Source organism: Comamonas sp. JNW (genome assembly GCF_003105075.1).
Lineage (GTDB): Bacteria > Pseudomonadota > Gammaproteobacteria > Burkholderiales > Burkholderiaceae_C > Comamonas > Comamonas squillarum.
In genome coordinates this window covers 131,755-152,936 of sequence record NZ_QETI01000002.1, presented here as the reverse complement: position 1 = coordinate 152,936, position 21,182 = coordinate 131,755, and the positions used below count along the sequence as shown (strand labels likewise).

Below are 21,182 nucleotides of genomic sequence, written 5' to 3'. Positions count from 1 at the left end.
TGAGACCCCTTACCATCGCACCATGCAAGCTGAGCCCGATAACGACCAACCCACCATCCTGATTGTGGATGACGAGCGCGTCAACCGCTCCATGCTCGCCGAGTTGCTCGGCCAGCAGTACCGCGTGCTGCTGGCCAAGGACGGCCCCAGTGCGCTCACGATCGCCGCGCGCGAATCGCACCGCCTGCTGCTGGTGCTGCTCGATGTCAGCATGCCCGGCATGAATGGCTACGAGGTGCTGACCCAGCTGAGAAAACAGGAGGCGACGGCCGGCATTGCGATCATCTTCATCACCGGCCAGAGCGATGCCGCGGCCGAAGAGTATGGCCTGCGCCTGGGCGCGGCCGACTATGTCTCCAAGCCCATCCGCCCGGCAGTGGTGAGTGTGCGGGTACGCAACCAGATCGACCTGGCGCTGCAGCGCCAAGCCTTGCAGCGCCTCGCGCAGGTCGACGGCCTGACCAACCTGGCCAACCGCCGGCATTTTGATGACATGCTGCAGCGCAGCCAGCGCCTGTGCCTGCGCAGGCACGACCCGCTGGGCCTGGCGCTGATCGATATCGACCACTTCAAGCTGTACAACGACCACTACGGCCATGTGCAAGGTGATGAGGCGCTCAAGCAAGTAGCAGGTACGCTGGCGCGCCATGCCCGCCGCCCTTATGACCTGGCCGCCCGCTTTGGCGGTGAGGAGTTTGCACTGATCCTGCCCGGCCACGCCGATGCCGTGGCCGTGGTGGAGCGCTTTCGCCAGGAAGTGCAGAAGATGGCGATTGCCCATGCGGCCTCCACCACGGCGCCTGAGCTGACGGTGAGCTGCGGGGTGCTGACCATCCACTGCGGCCAGACCGACGGCCTGGAGGACTGCCTGCGCCGGGCCGATGAACTGCTGTACGAGGCCAAGACCAGCGGCCGCAACCGGGTCTGCGCGACCAGCATCGGCCTGTAGCGCACCCCAGGAAGCCTCTGCGGCCTATTGCCGGCAATAGCCAGCAGATGGCGAGGCGCTAGCGCCCGCGCAGACCACACAGGCCTTTCGCCGCCGCTATGATAGCGGGCATGCTCTCTCCCGCCTTTGCCGCAGCCAGCACCAGCCCCATCGGCTGGGCACTGGCCATTGCTGCAGCTATTGCCTACGCCATTCCCGCACTTGCGGCCCGACGCCTGCAGGAGCCCAGCGCGCGGCTGGGCTTGCGCGCGGCCTGGGCCTTGCACCTGGCGGCCATCGCCTGGAGCCTGATCGGTGACATGCCCCACTTCGGCTTTGCGCCGGCGCTGTCCGTCACCGCCTGGCTGGTGCTGACGGTGTATGTGGTCGAGCAGCAGCTCTACCCGCAGCTGCGCTCACGCTGGCCACTGTCGGCCATGGGTTGCATCGCGGTCCTGCTGGCCGGCGTCTACCCCGGCAGCCCTTTGCATGTGAATGCCTCGCCCTGGCTGCCGCTGCACCTGGCGCTGGGCATTGCCTCCTATGGCCTGTTTGCCGCAGCCGTCGTGCATGCCGCACTGATGACCCGGGCCGAGCGCCAGATGCGCCAGGATGGCAGCCACGACGGCGGCCTGCCGCTGCTGGCGCTGGAGCGCCTGACCTTCCGCTTTGTCACGGCCGGCTTCATCCTGCTGTCCGCAACCTTGCTGGCCGGCTGGTGGTTTGGCGAGGCGCTGTACGGCAAGGCCTGGGTCTGGAACCACAAGTCGGTGTTCTCGCTGCTCGCCTGGTTGACCTTTGCCGTGCTGCTGGTGGGCCGCAAGCGCTTTGGCTGGCGCGGGCAGCGCGCCGTCAACATGCTCTATGTGGGCGCCACCTTGCTGCTGCTGGCCTACGTGGGCTCGCGCTTTGTCCTTGAAGTCATCTTGAAACACTGAGCTGCCATGAAGTATTTGCTGGTATTGCTGGTGCTGGCCGTGGGCTGGCACATGTGGCGCAGCCAACGGGTCAAGAACGCGCCGCCGCCACCGCCCAAAAAAGGCCTGGGCAAGCCTGAGCCCATGGTGCACTGCGCGCACTGCGGCGTGCACCTGCCGCAGTCCGATGCCATCGGCTACCAGGGCGCGCATTACTGCTCGCAAGCCCATCTCGCCCAGGCGCTGCCGCCTGGCCAGCGCTAGGCTTTGGGCATCGCCACGATGGCCGCGCTGGCGTTGATGGAAACCCCCTTCAAGCGCCTGTGGCGCGGCTACCTGGTGGCCCGCGTCTTCGTGGCCCTGCTGCTGGCTCTGGGGGCCATGGCCATCACGCCGGCGCAATCGGGCCCCTTGCTGTCGCAGCTGGCGCTGCTGGGCGCCTATGGCATCTCGGCCATGCTGTATGCCGCGCTCAGCCACCAGCCGCCACCGCAGCGCCGCGTCTACGCCTGGCTGCCCACGATCGGCATGGATCTGCTGCTGATCTCGCTGCTGGAAGTGACCAAAACCGGCACCTACACCTTGACGCCGATGTTCGGCCTGGCGGTGCTGTTTGCCGGGACCCTGGGTGGCTGGCTGGTGACCTTGGGCAGCTGCGCCTATATCACGATTTTCCTGATTGTCGAGTCGCTGAGTTTTCGCCTGTCGGTGTTTGACCCCGATGGCACGCAGAACACCGTGCAGGCCGGGCTCGCCGGAGCGGCCTATTTTCTGGTGGGCATTCTCGTGCGGCTGCTCGCCTCGCGGGTGGAGCGCGAGACCTTGCAGGGCCTGCGCAATGCCGCTGCGGCCAACCAGCAAGAGCAAATCAATGCGCTCATCTTGCAGAACCTGCCCGATGGCGTGCTGGTGGCCGATCAGGCCTTGCAGGTGCGTATTGCCAACCCGGCCGCCATGACCTTGCTGGGTCACCCTCACCTGCCACTGGCGCTGGCGCAGCTGCCCGCCTGGCGCGGTGTGGTCGAGCAGGTCACCCAGACCTTTGCAGAGCAAAAGCCCTTCTCGCAAGACCTGGCGCTGACCGCGCCGCAGATGGCCCCCATTGGCCTGCATGTGCGCACCTGGCTGACCCACCCGCTGCCCACCTTCGGCAACATTGGCAGCAATGACAATGACCCGCTGTGCCTGGTGTTCTTGCATGACCTGCGTGAGATAGAGGCGCGGCTGCGCACCGAGAAAATGGCGGCAATGGGGCGTATGTCCGCGGCCGTGGCCCATGAAATCCGCAACCCGCTGACGGCCATCACCCAGGCCAATGCGCTGCTCGATGAGGAGCTGACCGACCCGGGCCAGAAGCGCCTGACCTACATGGTCGAGCAAAATGCCCAGCGCCTGGGCCGCATTGCCGAAGATATTCTGGACATTGCCCGCGTACATAACCAGATCCAGCCCGGCGATGGCGACTCCATTGCCCTCAATGAGACCGTGCTGCACATCTGCCATGACTGGATGGCGCTGGCCCCCGCCGCCCACACCGTGGCGCTGTCGCTCAGTGCCGAGGACAGCCTGGTGGCCTTTGATACCGGACACCTGCGCCAGCTGCTCTACAACCTGCTCAACAACGGCCAGCGCTACCGCCGGGACTGTGCAGACTCCTTGCGTGTCAGCACGCACAGCAGCCTGACGGGCACCACCACCTTGGTCGTGTGGAGCGATGGCGCGCCCATCGAGCCGACCATCGAAAAGCATCTGTTCGAGCCCTTCTTCTCCTCCGAGAGCCGATCGAGCGGCCTGGGCCTGTACATCTGCCGCGAGCTGTGCACCCGCCATGGCGCTATGATCCGCTATGAAAGGCAGAGCGCAGCGCTGCCCGAGCTGGCACAGGGCAATGCCTTCATAGTGCAGTTTCGCCGGGCCGCCAGCCCCGCGCATCCCCAGCAGACTGATTTGATCCACCAGGCATGAGTTTTGAAAACACCACTGTTCTGGTCGTGGACGATGAGCCCGACCTCAGAACCCTTTATGAGCTGACCTTGCTGCGCGAAGGCTACCGGGTCTACACGGCCGGCTCGGTGCAGGAAGCGCGCGCCCAGCTGCAGCAGCGCCGCTTCGAGATTCTGATCACCGACATGCGCCTGCCCGATGGCCTGGGCATGGAGCTGCTGCAGGACCTGCGCAGCCAGGGCCGCAGCGAGCGCGCCATCGTCATGACCGCCTATGGCTCGGCCGACAATGCCGTCGCGGCCCTGCGCGAAGGCGCGTTTGACTACCTGACCAAGCCGGTGGACCTCAAGCAGTTTCGCCAGGTGGTGGCGTCCGCCTGCCAGGGGCTGCAGGATGCCGCTGCGCTGGCCCCGGCGCAGTCCGCTTTTCAAGCGGCGCCGCAGCCCGGCACGCCCACCCGGCCTGCCCCCCCGGCCCAGCGCGAATTGATCGGCCCGTCGCTGGTGATGCAGCAGGTGCGCGAGCGCATTGCCAAGGTGGCCGGCAGCATGGCGCCCATTTTGGTGCGCGGCGAATCGGGCACCGGCAAGGAGCTGGTGGCCCAGTCCTTGCACCGCAACAGCCAGCGGGCCAGCGGGCCGATGGTGGCCGTCAACTGCGGCGCCATCCCCGAGAACCTGCTCGAAGCGGAGTTCTTTGGTGCCCGCAAAGGCGCCTACACCGGCGCGAACCAGGACCGCGAAGGCTTTTTCCAGGCAGCCCATGGTGGCACCCTCTTCCTCGATGAAATCGGCGAGCTGCCGCTGTCGATGCAGGCCAAGCTCTTGCGTGCGATCCAGGAGCGCAAGGTGCGGCCCCTGGGCTCGCAACAGGAAGAAGCGGTCGATGTGCGCATCGTCAGTGCCACCCACCGCGACCTGGCGGCCGACGTGCAGACCGGGCGCTTTCGCCAGGACTTGTACTACCGGCTCAACGTCATTGACATCTTCATCCCGCCGCTGCGCGAGCGCCGCGAAGATGTGCCTGCGCTGTGCCAGGCGCTGCTCGAGCGCATCGCCAGCGAGAGCGGCCAGCCGGTGCCCCAGCTCAGCGCCCAGGCGCTGCACACCTTGGCAGGCCATGCACTGCCGGGCAATGTGCGCGAGCTGGAAAACCTGTTGCTGCGCTCGGTCGCCTTGAGCGATGGCGCGTTTCTGGATGTGGAGCCGGCCCGGGCCGATGCCGCGCATCCGGCGCCCGTGCACAGCCAGGCTGCAGAGCCGGCCCCTGCCTATGAGCAGCCCACGCCCGCGCCAAAGGCCGCAGCCGTCGCGCCTCAGCGCCTCCACGGCTTTGCGCCGCCACAGGATCTGCCCGCCGATCTGCAGGCCTGGCTCGATGGCATCGAGCGCGACATCCTCGTGCGCGCGCTGCAGGAGTTTGGCTTTAACCGCACCGCAGCGGCCAACCGCCTGGGCATCAGCCTGCGCCAGATCCGCTACCGCATGGAGCGGCTGCAGATCCATGACCCCAGCGATGGGGTGCAGCCCTAGGGGCCCAACGCCATGCCCCAAGATCTGCCCGAGACGCCGCCCGGCGCCCCCGCTCCCCACGCTGCCACCGCGCCGCAAGCTGCGCTCTGGCAAAAAGGCTGGCTGCGCACGGCCACGCACTGCCCCTCGCCCAATTACAGTCCCCGGCCCGAGGGGGCATGCATCGATCTGGTGGTCGTCCACTCGATCAGCCTGCCGCCGGGCATCTACGGCACGGGGGATGTGCAGCGGCTCTTTACCAACCAGCTCGACTGGGATGCGCACCCCTACTTCCAGAGCATCCGGGGCCTGCAGGTGTCCTCGCATTTCTTCATCACGCGCCAAGGCGTGGTGTGGCAGTTTGTCAGCGCCGACCAGCGCGCCTGGCATGCCGGCCAGTCGTTCTGGCGCGGCCGGCCGCGCTGCAATGACGACTCCATCGGCATCGAGCTCGAAGGCCTGGAGGGCGAGACTTTCGAGCCCGCCCAGTACCACAGTCTGGTGCAGCTGTGCCAGCAGATCCGCGCCCAGTATGCGATCGCCTATATCGCCGGCCACGAACACATTGCGCCAGGCCGCAAGAACGACCCGGGCCCAGGATTTTTGTGGCCCCAGCTGCAGCAGGATCTGGCCTGGCCGGCATCCATGTTTCCTGCCTCACTGCATCTCTGAGAGCCAGCAACACCCCCCTTGATCGTCGTTGCCCCACCTTGCCCTACGCTTGTACGGCCTGCGGCGGTGTGCCTCGTTCCAACCGCAAACCGTTGGTTTGCTGGCCCGTATTGGCAGCTCTAAATCAGGCTATAGGCCAACCCTCTAAACAGCCTGCATTTTTCACGCATCCGCATGCAGCTGATGGCATGCGCACTTCAAAAACACAGCAATTTCCCCACATCTGAAAAATTTTTTTTCAGATGCAATGCCTAAGTTTTACGCAGGCTCTGCAACGCAGATGGCGCAGAAACACACGCACAGTGGTGGTTTGCAGGCGCAAACCACGACGCCATGCGCAGTAGCCGCCGTTTTGCTGCGCAGCATGGTCATCGGCACTACACACAAACCATGCATTGCGCCATACACTACAGGTAGTGTCCAGCGCTTAATAAAACACTATATGTAGTGTGAGGTGGTATCCAGCGGCTCAGTGATACCGGCATGCACAGCGCTGTTTCTCCGGCTTTTCACGCACCACAGAGAGGACATCATGAGCGCTGCTTCGCTTTCCGAGCAACGAGCCGCACCGGCCGCCAGCTCGCGCACCCTGGATGGATTTACCGTACTGCCGGACTACCAGATCATGCGGCGCAACGGAGCAGTCGTCCCTTTCGAGCCCCCCAAGATCACCACCGCCATCATGAAAGCGTTCCTGGCCGTGCATGGCAGCCAGGGCTCGGCATCGGCCAGTGTGCGCGAAGTGGTCGAGAACCTGACCCACACGGTGGTGCGCGCGCTGATGCGCTCGCGCCCGGGCGGCGGCACTTTCCATATCGAAGATGTGCAGGACCAGGTCGAGCTGGGCCTGATGCGCGGCGGCAACCATGAGGTGGCACGCGCCTATGTGCTGTACCGCGAGCGCCGCAACCAGGAGCGTGCCCAGCTCCAGGCCCAGCACACGCCGGCCCATGCCAGCTTGCATGTGCAGGACCGGGGCCAGCAGGTGGTGCTTGATGTCAAAAAACTCCATGACCGCATTGCCGCAGCCTGCCAGGGCCTGGGCCAGGACGTCGACCCCGCGCCCATCCTCAGCGAGACCCTCCGCAACCTCTATGACGGCGTCCACATGGACGAGGTGTTCAAGGCCTCCATTCTGGCTGCCCGCACCTTGATCGAAAAGGACCCGGACTACAGCTTTGTCACCGCGCGCCTGCTGCTGCACACCATCACGCGCGAAGTGATCGGCCAGGACGTCAGCAGTGCCGATATGGGCGCGGCCTACCGCAGCTACTTCCCCGGCTTTGTCGCGCAAGGGGTTGAGCACGAACTGCTCGCCCCCGAGATGCTGGACTTTGACCTGCACCGGCTGGCCGCCGCTCTCCAGCCCGAGCGTGATCTGCAGTTTGACTACCTGGGTCTGCAGACCCTGTACGACCGCTATTTTTTGCATGTACGCCAGCAGCGCATCGAGTTGCCCCAGGCCTTCTTCATGCGCGTGGCCATGGGCCTGGCGCTGAAGGAGGACGACCGCAATGCACGCGCCATCGCGTTCTATGACCTGCTCTCGTCCTTTGACTTCATGTCATCCACGCCCACCCTGTTCAACAGCGGCACCCTGCGCTCGCAGCTGTCGTCGTGTTACCTGACCACGGTGGCCGATGACCTGGGCGGCATCTACGATGCGATCCGCGAAAACGCCTTGCTGTCCAAGTTTGCCGGCGGTCTGGGCAATGACTGGACGCCAGTGCGTGCAATGGGCGCCCGCATCAAGGGCACCAATGGCGAATCGCAAGGCGTCGTGCCCTTTCTCAAGGTGGTCAACGACACGGCCGTGGCCGTCAACCAGGGCGGCAAACGCAAGGGCGCCGTCTGCGCCTACCTGGAGACCTGGCATCTGGACATCGAGGAGTTTCTGGAGCTGCGCAAGAACACCGGCGATGACCGCCGCCGCACCCACGACATGAACACCGCCCACTGGATCCCCGATCTGTTCATGCAACGGGTCATGGAAAAAGGCATGTGGACCTTGTTCTCCCCCTCCGATGTGCCCGATCTGCATGACCGCTTTGGCCAGGATTTCGAGCGCGCCTATACCGCCTACGAAGCCCAGGCGGCCAGCGGCGCGCTGGCGCTGAGCAAGACCGTGCCCGCGGTCGATCTGTGGCGCAAGATGCTGTCGATGCTGTTCGAGACCGGCCACCCCTGGATCACCTTCAAGGATGCCTGCAACCTGCGCTCCCCACAGCAGCATGCCGGCGTCGTGCACTCGTCCAACCTCTGCACCGAGATCACGCTCAACACCAGCGACACGGAAACCGCCGTCTGCAACCTGGGCTCGGTCAACCTGGCACGCCACCTGAAGGACGACGGCCAAGGCGGCCTGGCGCTTGACCATGACAAGCTCAAGCGCACGATCGCCACGGCCATGCGCATGCTCGACAACGTCATCGACATCAACTACTACGCGGTGGGCAAGGCACGCGACTCCAACCTGCGCCACCGCCCGGTGGGCCTGGGCATCATGGCCTTTCAGGACAGCCTCTACCAATTGCACATCCCCTACGCCAGCGATACGGCCGTGCAGTTTGCCGACACCTCGATGGAAGCCGTCTGCTACTACGCCTACTGGGCATCGACCGAGCTGGCGCGCGAGCGCGGCGTCTACAGCAGCTACCCCGGCTCGCTCTGGAGCCAAGGCATCTTGCCGCTGGACACACTGGACCTGCTCGCCCAGGCGCGCGGCCAGGCCGGCTATGTGCAGGTCGACCGCAGCATGCGCCTGGACTGGGAGGCGCTGCGCCGCAAGATCGCGCAGGACGGCATGCGCAACTCCAACTGCGTGGCCATTGCGCCCACCGCCACCATCTCCAACATCGTCGGTGTCGATGCCTCGATCGAGCCCTCGTTTGGCAACCTCTCGGTCAAGTCCAACCTCTCGGGCGAGTTCACCGTCATCAACCAGTACCTGGTGCGCGACCTCAAAGCGCTGGGCCTGTGGGACGATGTGATGGTCATGGACCTCAAGCATTTCGATGGCTCGCTGCGCCCCATCGACCGCGTGCCCCACGCACTCAAGGCCCTGTATGCGACAGCCTTTGAGGTCGACCCCGTCTGGTTGGTGGAAGCGGCCTCCCGGCGCCAGAAATGGATAGACCAGGCGCAAAGCCTCAATATCTATATGGCAGGGGCCTCGGGCAAGAAGCTCGACGATGCCTACAAGCTCGCCTGGGTGCGTGGCCTCAAGACCACCTACTACCTGCGCACCACCAGCGCCACGCAGGCCGAGAAATCCACCATCCAAAGCCGCGTGCTCAATGCCGTGCCCAGCAGCTATGCGTCGCCCGTCGCCCAGGCTGTCCCCCACGCCGCCGCTGCTGCATCGCAGTCCGCCGCGCCCGGCACCGACATCCGCTTTTGCGCCATCGATGACCCCGGCTGCGAAGCCTGCCAGTAAGAGCTGCTAACCGTCTGAACCTGGCCGCAGCCGCGGCCCCCACCAGGAGCATTCATTCATGTTGAGCTTTGAAGAAGATTCGATGGACGCGCTGGCCACACCAGCCGCGCCGGCCACCTCTGCGGCCTCGCCCTCTGCATCGCCTGCCGCATCCCCAGCCGCCACATTCAAGCGCGTCCATGCCGCCGACAAGCGAATCATCAACGCCAAGACCGATGTCAACCAGCTGGTGCCCTTCAAATACAAATGGGCCTGGGAGAAATACCTGGCCACCTGCGCCAACCACTGGATGCCTCAAGAAGTAAACATGACGCGCGACATCGCGCTGTGGAAATCGCCCCATGGCCTGACCGAGGACGAGCGCCGCATCGTCAAGCGCAACCTGGGCTTTTTCGTCACCGCCGATTCGCTGGCCGCCAACAACATTGTGCTGGGCACCTACCGCCACATCACTGCGCCGGAGTGCCGCCAGTTTCTGCTGCGCCAGGCCTTTGAAGAAGCCATCCACACGCATGCCTACCAGTACATCGTGGAGTCGCTGGGCTTGGATGAGGCCGAGATCTTCAACGCCTACAACGAGGTTCCCTCGATCCGCAACAAGGATGCGTTTCTGATCCCCTTCATCGAGGCGATCATGGACCCCCACTTCCAGACCGGCACGCCGCAGACCGACCAGACCTTGCTCAAAAGCCTGATCGTTTTTGCCTGCCTGATGGAAGGCCTGTTCTTCTATGTCGGCTTCACGCAGATCCTGGCGCTGGGCCGCCAGAACAAGATGACGGGCGCAGCCGAGCAGTACCAGTACATCCTGCGCGACGAGTCCATGCACTGCAACTTCGGCATCGACCTGATCAACCAGCTCAAGCTGGAGAACTCGCAGCTGTGGACCAGCGCGTTCAAGGACGAGATCAAGGCCTTGTTTATTCAGGCAGTCGAACTTGAATACCAATACGCCGAAGACACGATGCCAAGAGGTGTGCTGGGCATGAACGCATCGATGTTCAAAGGCTACCTGCGCTACATCGCCAACCGCCGCGCAACGCAGATCGGCCTGGATGCTTTGTACCCCAACGAGGACAACCCTTTCCCGTGGATGAGCGAGATGATCGACCTGAAAAAGGAGCGAAATTTCTTCGAGACACGGGTCATCGAATACCAGTCCGGTGGCGCGCTTTCCTGGGATTGACGCCGACCTTGATGTGCAAACCTCGTCAGAATGTGGTTTTCCTGAGAGAAAACTGTGAAATTTGGCGTCTTTATTGAGGTTTGCACTATGCCAGTTGCTAGCAGCTGATGCACAATTCAGTTTGCTATCAAAACTTCGTGTCGAATTCAATCAGGCATGAAGTCTGCTTTCTAAATTGACCGAAGGAGAAGAGCATGGCAACGTCCAAAGCAAGCAAGAAAACTGCTGACACCAAGGCAACTGCCAAGAAGGCAGTTGCAACCAAGGCAGCCGCCCCCAAGGCAGCTGCAAAGCCCAAGGCCGCTGCCAAGCCAGCCGCCACCAAGGCAGCGGCAAAGCCTGCTGCCAAGGCCGTCGCCAAAAAGGCCGCTGCTAAGCCAGCCGCCAAGAAAGCCGCCGCCAAGCCCGCAACCAAATCCACAGCAGCTGCCAAGACTGCCGTGAAGAAGGCCGCTGCTCCAGCTAAGAAGGCTGCAGCTCCTGCGAAGAAGGCTGCAGCTCCTGCGAAGAAGGCTGCCGCTCCCGCGAAGAAGGCCGCAGCTCCCGCCAAGAAGGCCGCAGCTCCTGCCAAGAAGGCCGCAGCTCCTGCCAAGAAGGCCGCAGCTCCTGCCAAGAAGGCCGCAGCTCCTGCCAAGAAGGCCGCAGCTCCGGCGAAGAAGGCTGCCGCTCCAGCGAAGAAGGCTGCTGCTCCTGCGAAGAAGGCCGCTGCTCCAGCTAAGAAGGCTGCCGCTCCTGCCAAGAAGGCTGCAGCTCCTGCCAAGACGGCTGCAGCGCCCGCCAAGAAGGCCGCTGCTCCTACCAAGAAGGCCGCTGCTCCTGCCAAGAAGGCCGCTGCTCCAGCTAAGAAGGCCGCAGCGCCCGCTAAGAAGGCCGCAGCTCCCGCCAAGAAGGCTGCTGCTCCTGCCAAGGCTCCAGCTCCCGCCAAGAAGGCCGCTGCTCCTGCCAAGGCCCCTGCTGCTGCCAAGGCTCCAGCACCTGCGAAGAAGGCTGCTCCCGCCAAGAAGGCTGCTGCTCCTGCCAAGGCCCCAGCTGCTGCGCCTGCTGCTGCAGAGCCTGTCAAGACCGTGCTCAGCACCAATGCGGCATGGCCTTTCCCAACCAACAGCCGCCCACAATAATTACCCCAAGCCGGGCAGCATGCCCGGGTGCCGCAAGGCACCACTTGGCATCCAAGGCAACGCACAATGCGTTGCCTTTTTTTATGCCTGGTGTCCGCTGCTTGGTGCGCACAAAAAAGCCAATGACGCCGCAACAACCGCTCCCAGTTGCCACGGTCCAGAGCGCGCATCGTTGCCCACGCCTTCGATGGATGCGTCATCCAAGCCGGCTCGGTGAGCAAGGCAGCAGACGGGTCTGCCAGACAGTCCACCAGGACAGCGTCACAGCGCGAGGAAATCGCCCGCGACCAGCAGGTTCTTCATGCAGCCGCGCCATCGGCGATCGCAAATGCCAGACAATACAGGCTCATGAATGATGCCCTTCCCACACCGCCAGCGCTCTCGCAGGCAGCCACTGCAGAGATGGCACGCAAACCCAGTGCGGCCCGTCTGCGCAAGATTGACCTGATCCTGGGCTCGGCAGAGCGGCATTTCGCATTGCTGGGTTTTGAAGGTGCTCCGCTGGAGCAGATCGCGCAGGATGCCGGCTTTAGCCGCCACAACCTGCTGTACTACTACCCCAGCAAGGAGGCGCTGTACCAGGCCGTGCTGGCATCGGTGATCGACGACTGGCTGGGCCATATGACAGGTCTGTCCAAGGACGGCGACCCGGCCCAGCAGATCCGCCAGTACATCCGCGAGAAGTTCGAATTTGCACGCACCCGCCCTTATGGCAGCCAGCTGTTCACCAAGGAGATGATTGCTGGCGCGCCCTTTGCCGCCTCGGCCGTGCGCGAGCGCATCGCCCCGTTGCTGGCAGCCAATGTGGCAGCGTTTGCGCATTGGGCCGAACAAGGCCTGATTGCGCCCGTCAATTTCCAGCACCTGATGTTCAGCATCTGGGCCATCACCCAAGGCTATGTCGACCAGCAAACCCAGTTTGCGCTGCTGCAAAACAAGGCCGCGCTGGACGCGGGCGACTTCGCCCAGGCCGAGGCCTTGCTGGTGCAGATGCTCGCCGCTACGCTCAAGATCGAGCTGCCGGACTGACCCGGGGCGTGCCGCCTCCAGGCCCATGCATGGAAGTCCCAGCTGCGGTGATCTGGCCCGCGCCCCCGTGCGGGCTTCGCAGCATGGGTGCGCTGCGCGGGATCGGCTGCCGCCATGAGATGCACCTCTTTCAATAGCAGCATCTTCAGTCCCCACCAGCGCTTTCGTGATTCTTGCGCAGAGGTATCGTGATCGGGCAGTGCCCCTGGATCGATTTTTTAGCCCCCGCAGTCTTGAACTGTCATCAAATGACCTTATTATTAGCACTCGAAGGGGTAGAGTGCTAAAACCACCACTTCTCAGACATTTTTGCGTATTTGGCGCGGCATCTGCCGGGCCATCTTTCATCAAAACCTGGTATTGATATTGAAGGAGTTGTTATGAACCTGCGTCCTCTGCACGATCGCGTGATCGTTAAGCGTCTGGAAAACGAAACCAAGACCGCTTCGGGCATCTACATCCCCGACAACGCTGCTGAAAAGCCAGACCAAGGCGAAGTGCTGGCCGTCGGCCCAGGCAAGAAGAACGACAAGGGCGAGTCCATCACCCTGGGTGTGAAGGTCGGCGACCGCGTGCTGTTCGGCAAGTACTCTGGCCAATCGGTCAAGGTGGACGGCAATGAACTGCTGGTGATGAAGGAAGAAGACCTCTTCGCCGTCGTCGAGAAATAAAGCTACTGCGCAGGCGCCAGGCGTCGTTGCGCGGTGCTCGCAATCCTCACGTACCCAAGTACGTTCCGGTTGCTGCGATCCGTGCGCCTAGCCTGACACCTGCTCGCTACGCTTTCTCTCCCGAGCATTCATTCTCATTTCAAGTTTTCAAGTATTTAGGAGCCAAAAATGGCAGCAAAAGACGTAGTATTCGGCGGTGAAGCACGTGCACGCATGGTTGAAGGCGTGAACATTCTGGCTAACGCCGTCAAAGTGACCCTGGGCCCCAAGGGCCGCAACGTGGTGCTCGAGCGTTCGTTCGGCGCCCCTACCGTGACCAAGGACGGTGTGTCCGTGGCCAAGGAAGTGGAACTCAAGGACAAGCTGCAGAACATGGGCGCCCAGCTCGTGAAGGAAGTGGCCTCCAAGACCAACGACATCGCTGGTGACGGCACCACGACCGCTACCGTGCTGGCCCAAGCCATCGTGCGCGAAGGCTCCAAGTACGTGGCCGCTGGTCTGAACCCGATGGATCTGAAGCGCGGCATCGACAAGGCTGTCGCCGCCCTGGTGGAAGAGCTCAAGAAGCAATCCAAGGCCACCACCACCTCCAAGGAAATCGCCCAAGTCGGCTCGATCTCCGCCAACTCCGACGAATCCGTGGGCAAGATCATTGCTGACGCGATGGACAAGGTCGGCAAGGAAGGCGTGATTACCGTGGAAGAAGGCAAGTCGCTGGACAACGAACTCGACGTCGTTGAAGGCATGCAGTTCGACCGCGGCTACCTGTCGCCCTACTTCATCAACAACCCAGAAAAGCAAGCCGCTATTTTGGACAACCCCTTCGTGCTGCTGTTCGACAAGAAGATCAGCAACATCCGTGACCTGCTGCCTACGCTCGAAGCTGTGGCCAAGGCCGGCCGTCCTCTGCTGATCATTGCAGAAGACGTCGAAGGCGAAGCACTGGCAACGCTGGTGGTCAACACCATCCGTGGCATCCTGAAGGTCGTGGCTGTGAAGGCTCCAGGCTTTGGCGATCGTCGCAAGGCCATGCTGGAAGACATCGCCATCCTGACCGGCGGCAAGGTGATCGCTGAAGAAGTGGGCCTGTCGCTGGAAAAGGTGACCCTGGAAGACCTGGGCCAAGCCCAACGCGTCGAAATCGGCAAGGAAAACACCACCATCATCGACGGTGCTGGCCAAGCTGCTGAAATCGAAGCCCGCGTCAAGCAAATCCGCGCTCAGATCGAAGAAGCCACGTCCGACTACGACCGTGAAAAGCTGCAAGAGCGCGTGGCCAAGCTGGCCGGCGGTGTTGCCGTGATCAAGGTGGGCGCTGCCACCGAAGTCGAGATGAAGGAAAAGAAGGCCCGCGTGGAAGACGCCCTGCACGCGACCCGCGCTGCGGTGGAAGAAGGCATCGTGGCCGGTGGTGGCGTGGCGCTGCTGCGTGCCAAGCAATCCGTGGGCGCGCTGGCGACCGGCAATGCCGAGCAAGACGCTGGTATCAAGCTGGTGATGAAGGCCATCGAAGCGCCTCTGCGCGAAATCGTGTCCAACGCTGGTGGCGAGCCATCGGTGGTGGTCGATGCCGTGCTCAAGGGCACGGGCAACTTCGGCTTCAACGCTGCCAACGACACCTACGGCGACATGCTGGAAATGGGTATCCTGGACCCAACGAAGGTGACCCGCACCGCGCTGCAAAACGCTGCGTCCGTGGCTTCGCTGCTGCTGACCACCGAGTGCATGATCGCTGAAGCCCCCAAGGCTGAATCCGCTCCTGCCATGCCCGACATGGGCGGCATGGGTGGTATGGGCGGCATGGGCATGTAATTGCCCCGGCTGTCATAGCGCACCATCAAGCCTGCAAGACCCCTTGCGGGCTTGGGGCCAGACACCAAAAAACCCGGCACCGTCAAGGTGGCCGGGTTTTTTTATGGCTTGTGCCTCAGGCTCACAGCGCCTTGCGGTTGGACCGCTGCAGCGCGGTGGCGAGACCCGCCGTGCAACGTCTCACCGGCTCAACGGCCTGCGCGCTCCAGCATCGCGTGCAGCAGCACATTGCAGCCGGCCGTGATGTGCTCGGGCTTGGCGTCTTCGATCTCGTTGTGCGATATGCCATCCTTGCAGGGGATGAAGATCATGCCCGCTGGCGCCAGGCGCGCCATGTAGACGGCATCATGGCCCGCGCCCGAGACGGCATCCATGTGGGAGTAACCCAGCATCTGCGCGCCGCGCCGCACCGCATCGATGCAATCGGGGTTGAAAGGTTGCGCGGTGTAGCTGGACACCAGATCGATCTTGATCGTCAGCCCCGTCTCCTGGCTGATGCGCGCGGCCACCGCGCGAATATCCTGGTCCATGGCCTCGCAGTCGGCGTCGGTGGCATTGCGCAGGTCGATGCTGAATTTCACCTCGCCCGGAATCACATTGCGGCTGTTGGGATGCACATGCACCATGCCGACCGTGCCGCGCCCGTGCGGCGGGTGGCGGTGCGCGCAGGCCACCACCTCCTGCATCACCCGGGTGGCAACTTGCAGCGCATCCTTGCGCAGCGCCATCGGCGTGGGGCCGGCATGCGCTTCCATGCCGGTGACGGTGCAGTCATACCAGCGGATGCCCAGCACCCCGGTCACCACGCCAATCGTCTTGTCATGGTCCTCCAGCACCGGGCCCTGCTCGATATGGGTTTCAAAGTAGTAGCCGATAGGGTGGTCGCCGGGCTCCTGCGGGCCGATGTAGCCGATGCGCGCAAGCTCGTCCTTGACGCTTTTGCCGTCGGTGTCTTTGGCCGCATAGGCATGCTCCAGGCTGAAGGCCTTGGCAAACACGCCTGAGCCCATCATCACCGGCACAAAGCGCGAGCCCTCCTCGTTGGTCCAGAACGCCACCTCAATGGGCGCCTCGGTCTCAATGCCATGGTCATTGAGCGTGCGCACCACCTCGATGCCGGCGAGCACGCCATAGTTGCCGTCGAACTTGCCGCCCGTGGGCTGGGTGTCGATATGGCTGCCGGTCATGATCGGCGGCAGGCTGTTGTTGCGGCCTGGGCGGCGCATAAAGCCATTGCCGATCTTGTCGATGGTGACCGTCATACCCGCCTCCTGGGCCCAGCGTGTCACCAGGTCGCGCCCCTGGCGGTCCAGGTCGGTCAGGGCCAGGCGGCACACGCCGCCTTTGGCGGTGGCACCAATCTGGGCCAGCTCCATCAGCGATGCCCAGAGCCGGTCGCCATTGATGCGCAGCTGGCTGGTATCGGTCTTCACTTTCGTGTCCATGCTTGGTCTCCTTGTTTCATTGCGCGCGGGCCACGGCCGTGGGCGCCGTCTCTTGCGCCCGCTTTTGCACTGCCTGGAAGTTGGGGCCGAAGGCCGGCCGCTTGAAATACTGGCCTGCGCCCTTCTCGGCGCGCAGGTCGCCGTTCGCATACACCACGCGGCCCCGGCTGATGGTGTGGCTGGGCAGGCCTGTCACCTGCCGGCCTTCAAAGATGTTGAAATCACCCTTGGAGTGCTGGGTCTTGGCCGACAAGGTCTTGGTCGCCTTCGGATCCCAGAGCACCACATCGGCATCGGCGCCCACGCCGACAAAGCCCTTGCGCGGGTACACATTGAAGAGCTTGGCCGTATTGGCCGAGGTGATCGCAACAAACTCGCTGGGCGTCAGGCGCCCGGTGTTCACCCCGGCATCCCAGACCACGGCCATGCGCTCTTCGACGCCTCCGGTGCCATTGGGCGTCTTGGCAAAATTGTCCTTGCCCACGGCCTTTTGCTCGGCGCAGAAGGTGCAGTGGTCCGTCGCCGTGGTGTGCAGATGCCCGGCCTGCAGGCCGCGCCACAGCGCCTCCTGGTGTTCCTTGGGGCGGAACGGCGGGCTCATCACATAGGCAGCGGCCGTCGCGTAATCAGGATGGCGGTAGACGCTGTCGTCAATCGTCAAATGGCCGGCCAGCACCTCGCCGTAGACGCGCTGGCCACGCGCCCTGGCGCGGGCAATGGCGTCGGCCGCCTCGATGCAGCTCACATGCACCACATAGATGGGCACGCCCAGCACATCGGCAATCGCAATCGCCCGGTTGGCGGCCTCGGCCTCCACCATCGGCGGGCGCGACAGCGGATGGCCTTCCGGGCCGGTGATGCCCATGCGCGCCACCTCCTGCTGCAGCAGGTAGACCAGCTCGCCGTTTTCGGCATGCACGGTGGGCATGGCACCCAGCTCCAGCGCGCGCCGGAAGCTGTTGACCAGGGTTTCGTCATCGCACATGATGGCGTTCTTGTAGGCCATGAAGTGCTTGAAGCTGTTGATGCCCTCGTCGCGCACCAGCACGCCCATGTCCTCGCGCACCTGCTCACTCCACCAGGTCACCGCCACATGGAAGGAGTAGTCGGCCGCCGACTTCTCAGCCCAGCCGCGCCACTTGCGGTAGGCGTCCATCAGCGGCTCCTGCGGCGCGGGAATCACAAAGTCGATGATGCTGGTGGTGCCACCGGCCAGGCCCGCGGCAGTGCCGGTGAAGAAGTCATCAGCGGTGACCGTGCCCATGAAGGGCAGCTGCATATGGGTGTGCGGATCGATACCACCGGGCATCACATACTGGCCGCTGGCATCCAGCGTTTCGGTGCCGGCCGGTGCTTGGGCCGCAGCCCCTTCACCGACGGCCACAATCTTGCCGTCCACCAGCAGCACATCGGCGCGCTCTTCACGGTCCGCATTCACGACGGTACCACCACGGATCAGAAGGGGGTGGCTGGCTGTGCTCATCATGTCTCTCCTTGGTTCAAATCACAAAAACGGCGGCTGCTGCGCTCAAGCGCGCCGCAGCATGGCCTGCGACGCCACCACATGGCTGGCCATGCCGATGCGGTACACCACACCGGCAATGAACAGACCGATGAACCAGGCATAAGCGTACAGGTCCTTGAAGATCGCTGCCACATCGGGGAAGCTGGCAGGAAACGCGGCATTGAGAAAGCCCGGAATATTGGGCGCCACGCCGCAGGCAAATGCGGCAACAGCCACCCAGTTCCAGCCGCCGGAATAGCTGTATTTGCCGCCTTCCCGGTAGAGCTCGTCCACATCCAGCTGGGTGCGGCGGATCAGGAAGTAATCGACCATCAGGATCCCGGCGATCGGGCCGAGCAGCGCCGAGTAGCCGATCAGCCAGGTGAAGATATAGCCCTGGGTGGACTCCAGAATCTTCCAGGGCATCATCAAAATCGCAATCGCCACGGTGATGTAGCCGCCGGTGCGGTAGCTGATGCGTTGGGGGTTCAGCGCAGAAAAGTCGTAGGCGGGGCCCACCAGGTTGGCCGCCAGATTGACGCTCACCGTATCGACCAGCAGCACGATGAGGGCGATGAGCACCGCAGCGCCGGTCATGCGCGCGGCCACATCCACGGGGTCCCACAGCGCTTTGCCATAGATGACCACGGTGGCCGAAGTGACGATCACCGCCAGGGCCGCCAGCAGGCCCATGGGCACCGGCAGGCCAATGGCCTGGCCCACGATCTGGTCCCGCTGCGAGCGGGCAAAGCGGGTGAAGTCGGGGATGTTCAGCGCCAAGGTGGCCCAAAAACCAATCATGGCCGTGAGCGACGGCCAGAAGGTGCCCCAGAACTGGCCGGCCTTGGCTTCGCCAGCCGCAAAGGCCGACGGCTTGCTCAAGATCGGACCAAAGCCGCCCGCCTTGTCATACACCCACCACAGCAGCACAAAACAGATCACGATCTTGGCCGGCGCCGTATAGGTCTCGAGCTTGCGGATGGACTCGATGCCATGCACCACAAAGTAGAACTGGATGGCCCAGAAGACCAGGAAGCAGACCAACTGCGCCACATTGATGCCCAGCCAGGAGATCTTCTCGCTCTCGAGCGGATGGCCCAGGATCACCCCGAGCAAGGTATAGATCATCAGGCCGCCAAACCAGGTCTGGATGCCATACCAGCCGCAGGCCACCAGCGCGCGCAGCACTGCAGGCAGCTTGGCGCCCCGGGTGCCGAAGGAGGCGCGGGCCAGCACCGCATAGGGGATGCCGTATTTGGCGCCCGCATGCCCGATCAGCAGCATCGGCACCAGCACAATCAGGTTGGCCAGAAACACCGTCATGACCGCCTGGAACGCCGACATGCCGCCTTCGACCAGACTGGCGGCCAAGGTGTAGGCCGGAATGCACATCACCATGCCTATCCACAACGCCGTGAAGTGGTACCAGGTCCACGTTCGCTGCGAGGCTTGCGTGGGTGCGAGGTCGTCGTTCCAAAGGCCACCGGCTTCGCTGCCGGCGGCACCCCTTGCTTGCGCGTCATGGGACATTGCTCACTCCTTGAGAGGTGTTATCGATAGGTTTTAAGCGTCCAAATCCAAAGTCTTGGTTTCCATCCTGTAGCACATCGGGTCATGCAAAAAGCGCGCCACCACAACGGATGGCGCGCTCGCCGCTCAAGGGGAGATCTGCGCGGCCACCCGTGACGGGTTGTTGGGGTGGGTGGTCCAGTTCGCGTACTCGCCGGTGACGGTCTTGCCGGTACGCGCATCCACCTCGCCGGGCTGCAGACTGCGCATGGAGATCGTGTCAGGCACCGGGCAGATCGACACGCAAAGGTTGCAGCCCACGCATTCGGCCTCGTTCACCTCAAAGCGGCGCTCACCGGCCTCACCCTTTTGGTAGAAGATGGCCTGGTGCGAGGTGTCTTCGCAGACTACATGGCAGCGCCCACACTGGATGCAGCTGTCCTGGTCGATCACGGCCTTGTCGATGTGGTTGAGGTTCAGGTCCTTCCAGTCCCTGACGGTGGGCACGGCGCGGCCCTGGAAGTCCTCGATGGTCTTGAAGCCATGCGCGTCCATGTAATGCGACAGGCCATCGCACATGTCCTGCACGATCTTGAAGCCATAGACCATCGCAGCGGTGCAGACCTGCACCGTGCCGCAGCCCAGCGCAATGTATTCGGCCGCATCCTTCCAGGTGGTGATGCCGCCAATGCCGGAGATCGGCAGGCCAGCGGTTTGCGGATCTCGGGCGATCTCGGCCACCATGTTCTGCGCAATCGGCTTGACTGCCGGGCCGCAGTAGCCGCCGTGCGAGCCCTTGCCATCGGTGCTGGGGTGCATCACCAAGGTGTCCAGGTTCACGCCCATCACCGAGTTGATGGTGTTGATCAGCGACACCGCATCCGCCCCGCCCGCCTTGGCCGCGCGCGCCGGAAAGCGCACATCGGTGATGTTGGGCGTGAGCTTCACAATCACCGGCAGCCGGCTGTAGTGCTTGCACCATTCGGTGACCATCTGGATGTATTCCGGCACCTGGCCCACCGCAGCGCCCATGCCGCGCTCGCTCATGCCGTGCGGGCAGCCAAAGTTCAGCTCAATGCCATCGGCGCCCGTGTCCTCCACCATCGGCAGGATGCGCTTCCAGCTCTCTTCAACGCAGGGCACCATCAGCGACGCAATCAGCGCGCGATCGGGCCAGGCCCGCTTCACCCGGGTCATCTCCTCCAGGTTGATCTGCAAGGGGCGGTCGGTGATCAGCTCGATATTGTTCAGGCCCATGACGCGCCGGTCCTGCGACATCAAGGTGGAGTAACGCGGCCCGTTGACGTTGACCACATGCGGGTCCTCGCCCAGCGTCTTCCAGACCACACCGCCCCAGCCCGCCTCGTAGGCGCGGGTGACGTTGATCTCCTTGTCGGTCGGCGGCGCAGAGGCCAGCCAGAAAGGGTTGGGGCTGCGGATGCCCAGAAAATTGCTGCGAATATCGGCCATGGCGACTCCTAGGTTCGGTGGAAAGAGGGC

General features: G+C 63.5%; 16 protein-coding genes. 12 read left to right on the top strand and 4 right to left on the bottom strand.

The features are described 5' to 3' along the window. Window positions 1–22 precede the first annotated feature (22 nt). The 12 genes from DCO45_RS03770 to groL all read left to right on the top strand — a co-directional run bounded on the left by DCO45_RS03770 (window position 23) and on the right by groL (window position 15,224). Window positions 23–949 carry a diguanylate cyclase gene (locus DCO45_RS03770; RefSeq protein WP_116924596.1) on the top strand — a complete coding sequence of 309 codons (927 nt, stop codon included), beginning with the start codon at window positions 23–25 and terminating at the stop codon, window positions 947–949. Window positions 950–1,059: 110 nt separating this feature from the next. Then, window positions 1,060–1,866, top strand: a complete 807-nt coding sequence (gene ccsA / locus DCO45_RS03765) for a cytochrome c biogenesis protein CcsA (protein WP_116924595.1) — start codon at window positions 1,060–1,062, stop codon at window positions 1,864–1,866. Between the two features lie 6 nt (window positions 1,867–1,872). Further along, on the top strand, window positions 1,873–2,109 hold the full coding sequence (locus DCO45_RS03760) for a PP0621 family protein (protein ID WP_116924594.1): 237 nt from the start codon (window positions 1,873–1,875) through the stop codon (window positions 2,107–2,109). A gap of 3 nt (window positions 2,110–2,112) precedes the next feature. Beyond that, window positions 2,113–3,810 carry a PAS domain-containing sensor histidine kinase gene (locus tag DCO45_RS03755; RefSeq protein WP_243419233.1) on the top strand — a complete coding sequence of 566 codons (1,698 nt, stop codon included), beginning with the start codon at window positions 2,113–2,115 and terminating at the stop codon, window positions 3,808–3,810. Further along, window positions 3,807–5,321, top strand: coding sequence for a sigma-54 dependent transcriptional regulator (locus DCO45_RS03750; RefSeq protein WP_116924593.1), 1,515 nt, complete (start codon window positions 3,807–3,809; stop codon window positions 5,319–5,321). The genes DCO45_RS03755 and DCO45_RS03750 overlap by 4 nt, the downstream gene beginning before the upstream one ends. 12 nt (window positions 5,322–5,333) lie before the next feature. Then, complete coding sequence (ampD, locus tag DCO45_RS03745) at window positions 5,334–5,972, top strand: 1,6-anhydro-N-acetylmuramyl-L-alanine amidase AmpD (protein ID WP_116924592.1); 639 nt, start codon at window positions 5,334–5,336, stop codon at window positions 5,970–5,972. A gap of 532 nt (window positions 5,973–6,504) precedes the next feature. Then, a complete protein-coding gene (locus tag DCO45_RS03740) occupies window positions 6,505–9,408 on the top strand; it encodes a ribonucleoside-diphosphate reductase subunit alpha (RefSeq protein ID WP_116924591.1) in 2,904 nt (967 codons plus the stop codon). Between the two features lie 82 nt (window positions 9,409–9,490). Beyond that, window positions 9,491–10,594 (top strand): ribonucleotide-diphosphate reductase subunit beta, encoded by a 1,104-nt coding sequence (locus tag DCO45_RS03735; protein WP_116924894.1) that lies wholly within the window; start codon window positions 9,491–9,493, stop codon window positions 10,592–10,594. 194 nt (window positions 10,595–10,788) lie between these two features. Next, the gene (locus DCO45_RS03730; protein ID WP_116924590.1) at window positions 10,789–11,712 is read left to right on the top strand and encodes a hypothetical protein; all 924 of its coding nucleotides are present in this window, start codon (window positions 10,789–10,791) and stop codon (window positions 11,710–11,712) included. A 348-nt stretch (window positions 11,713–12,060) separates the two neighbouring features. Continuing rightward, window positions 12,061–12,741, top strand: coding sequence for a TetR family transcriptional regulator C-terminal domain-containing protein (locus DCO45_RS03725; RefSeq protein ID WP_243419232.1), 681 nt, complete (start codon window positions 12,061–12,063; stop codon window positions 12,739–12,741). Between the two features lie 380 nt (window positions 12,742–13,121). Then, window positions 13,122–13,412: a co-chaperone GroES gene (locus tag DCO45_RS03720; RefSeq protein ID WP_021025779.1), complete on the top strand. Its 291-nt coding sequence runs from the start codon at window positions 13,122–13,124 to the stop codon at window positions 13,410–13,412. A 168-nt stretch (window positions 13,413–13,580) separates the two neighbouring features. Continuing rightward, the gene (gene groL, locus DCO45_RS03715) at window positions 13,581–15,224 is read left to right on the top strand and encodes a chaperonin GroEL (RefSeq protein WP_116924589.1); all 1,644 of its coding nucleotides are present in this window, start codon (window positions 13,581–13,583) and stop codon (window positions 15,222–15,224) included. A gap of 188 nt (window positions 15,225–15,412) precedes the next feature. Here groL and DCO45_RS03710 read toward each other — a convergent pair whose 3' ends face one another. From DCO45_RS03710 to preA, 4 genes are all read right to left on the bottom strand, one after another. Further along, the gene (locus DCO45_RS03710) at window positions 15,413–16,669 is read right to left on the bottom strand and encodes a Zn-dependent hydrolase (protein WP_116924588.1); all 1,257 of its coding nucleotides are present in this window, start codon (window positions 16,667–16,669) and stop codon (window positions 15,413–15,415) included. Between the two features lie 16 nt (window positions 16,670–16,685). Beyond that, window positions 16,686–18,152 carry a dihydropyrimidinase gene (gene hydA / locus DCO45_RS03705; protein ID WP_116924892.1) on the bottom strand — a complete coding sequence of 489 codons (1,467 nt, stop codon included), beginning with the start codon at window positions 18,150–18,152 and terminating at the stop codon, window positions 16,686–16,688. A 45-nt stretch (window positions 18,153–18,197) separates the two neighbouring features. Beyond that, entirely contained in the window at window positions 18,198–19,703 is a 1,506-nt protein-coding gene (locus DCO45_RS03700) for an NCS1 family nucleobase:cation symporter-1 (RefSeq protein ID WP_116924587.1), read from the bottom strand. A gap of 126 nt (window positions 19,704–19,829) precedes the next feature. After that, window positions 19,830–21,152, bottom strand: coding sequence for an NAD-dependent dihydropyrimidine dehydrogenase subunit PreA (gene preA / locus DCO45_RS03695; protein WP_021025784.1), 1,323 nt, complete (start codon window positions 21,150–21,152; stop codon window positions 19,830–19,832). Between the last annotated feature and the right edge of the window lie 30 nt (window positions 21,153–21,182).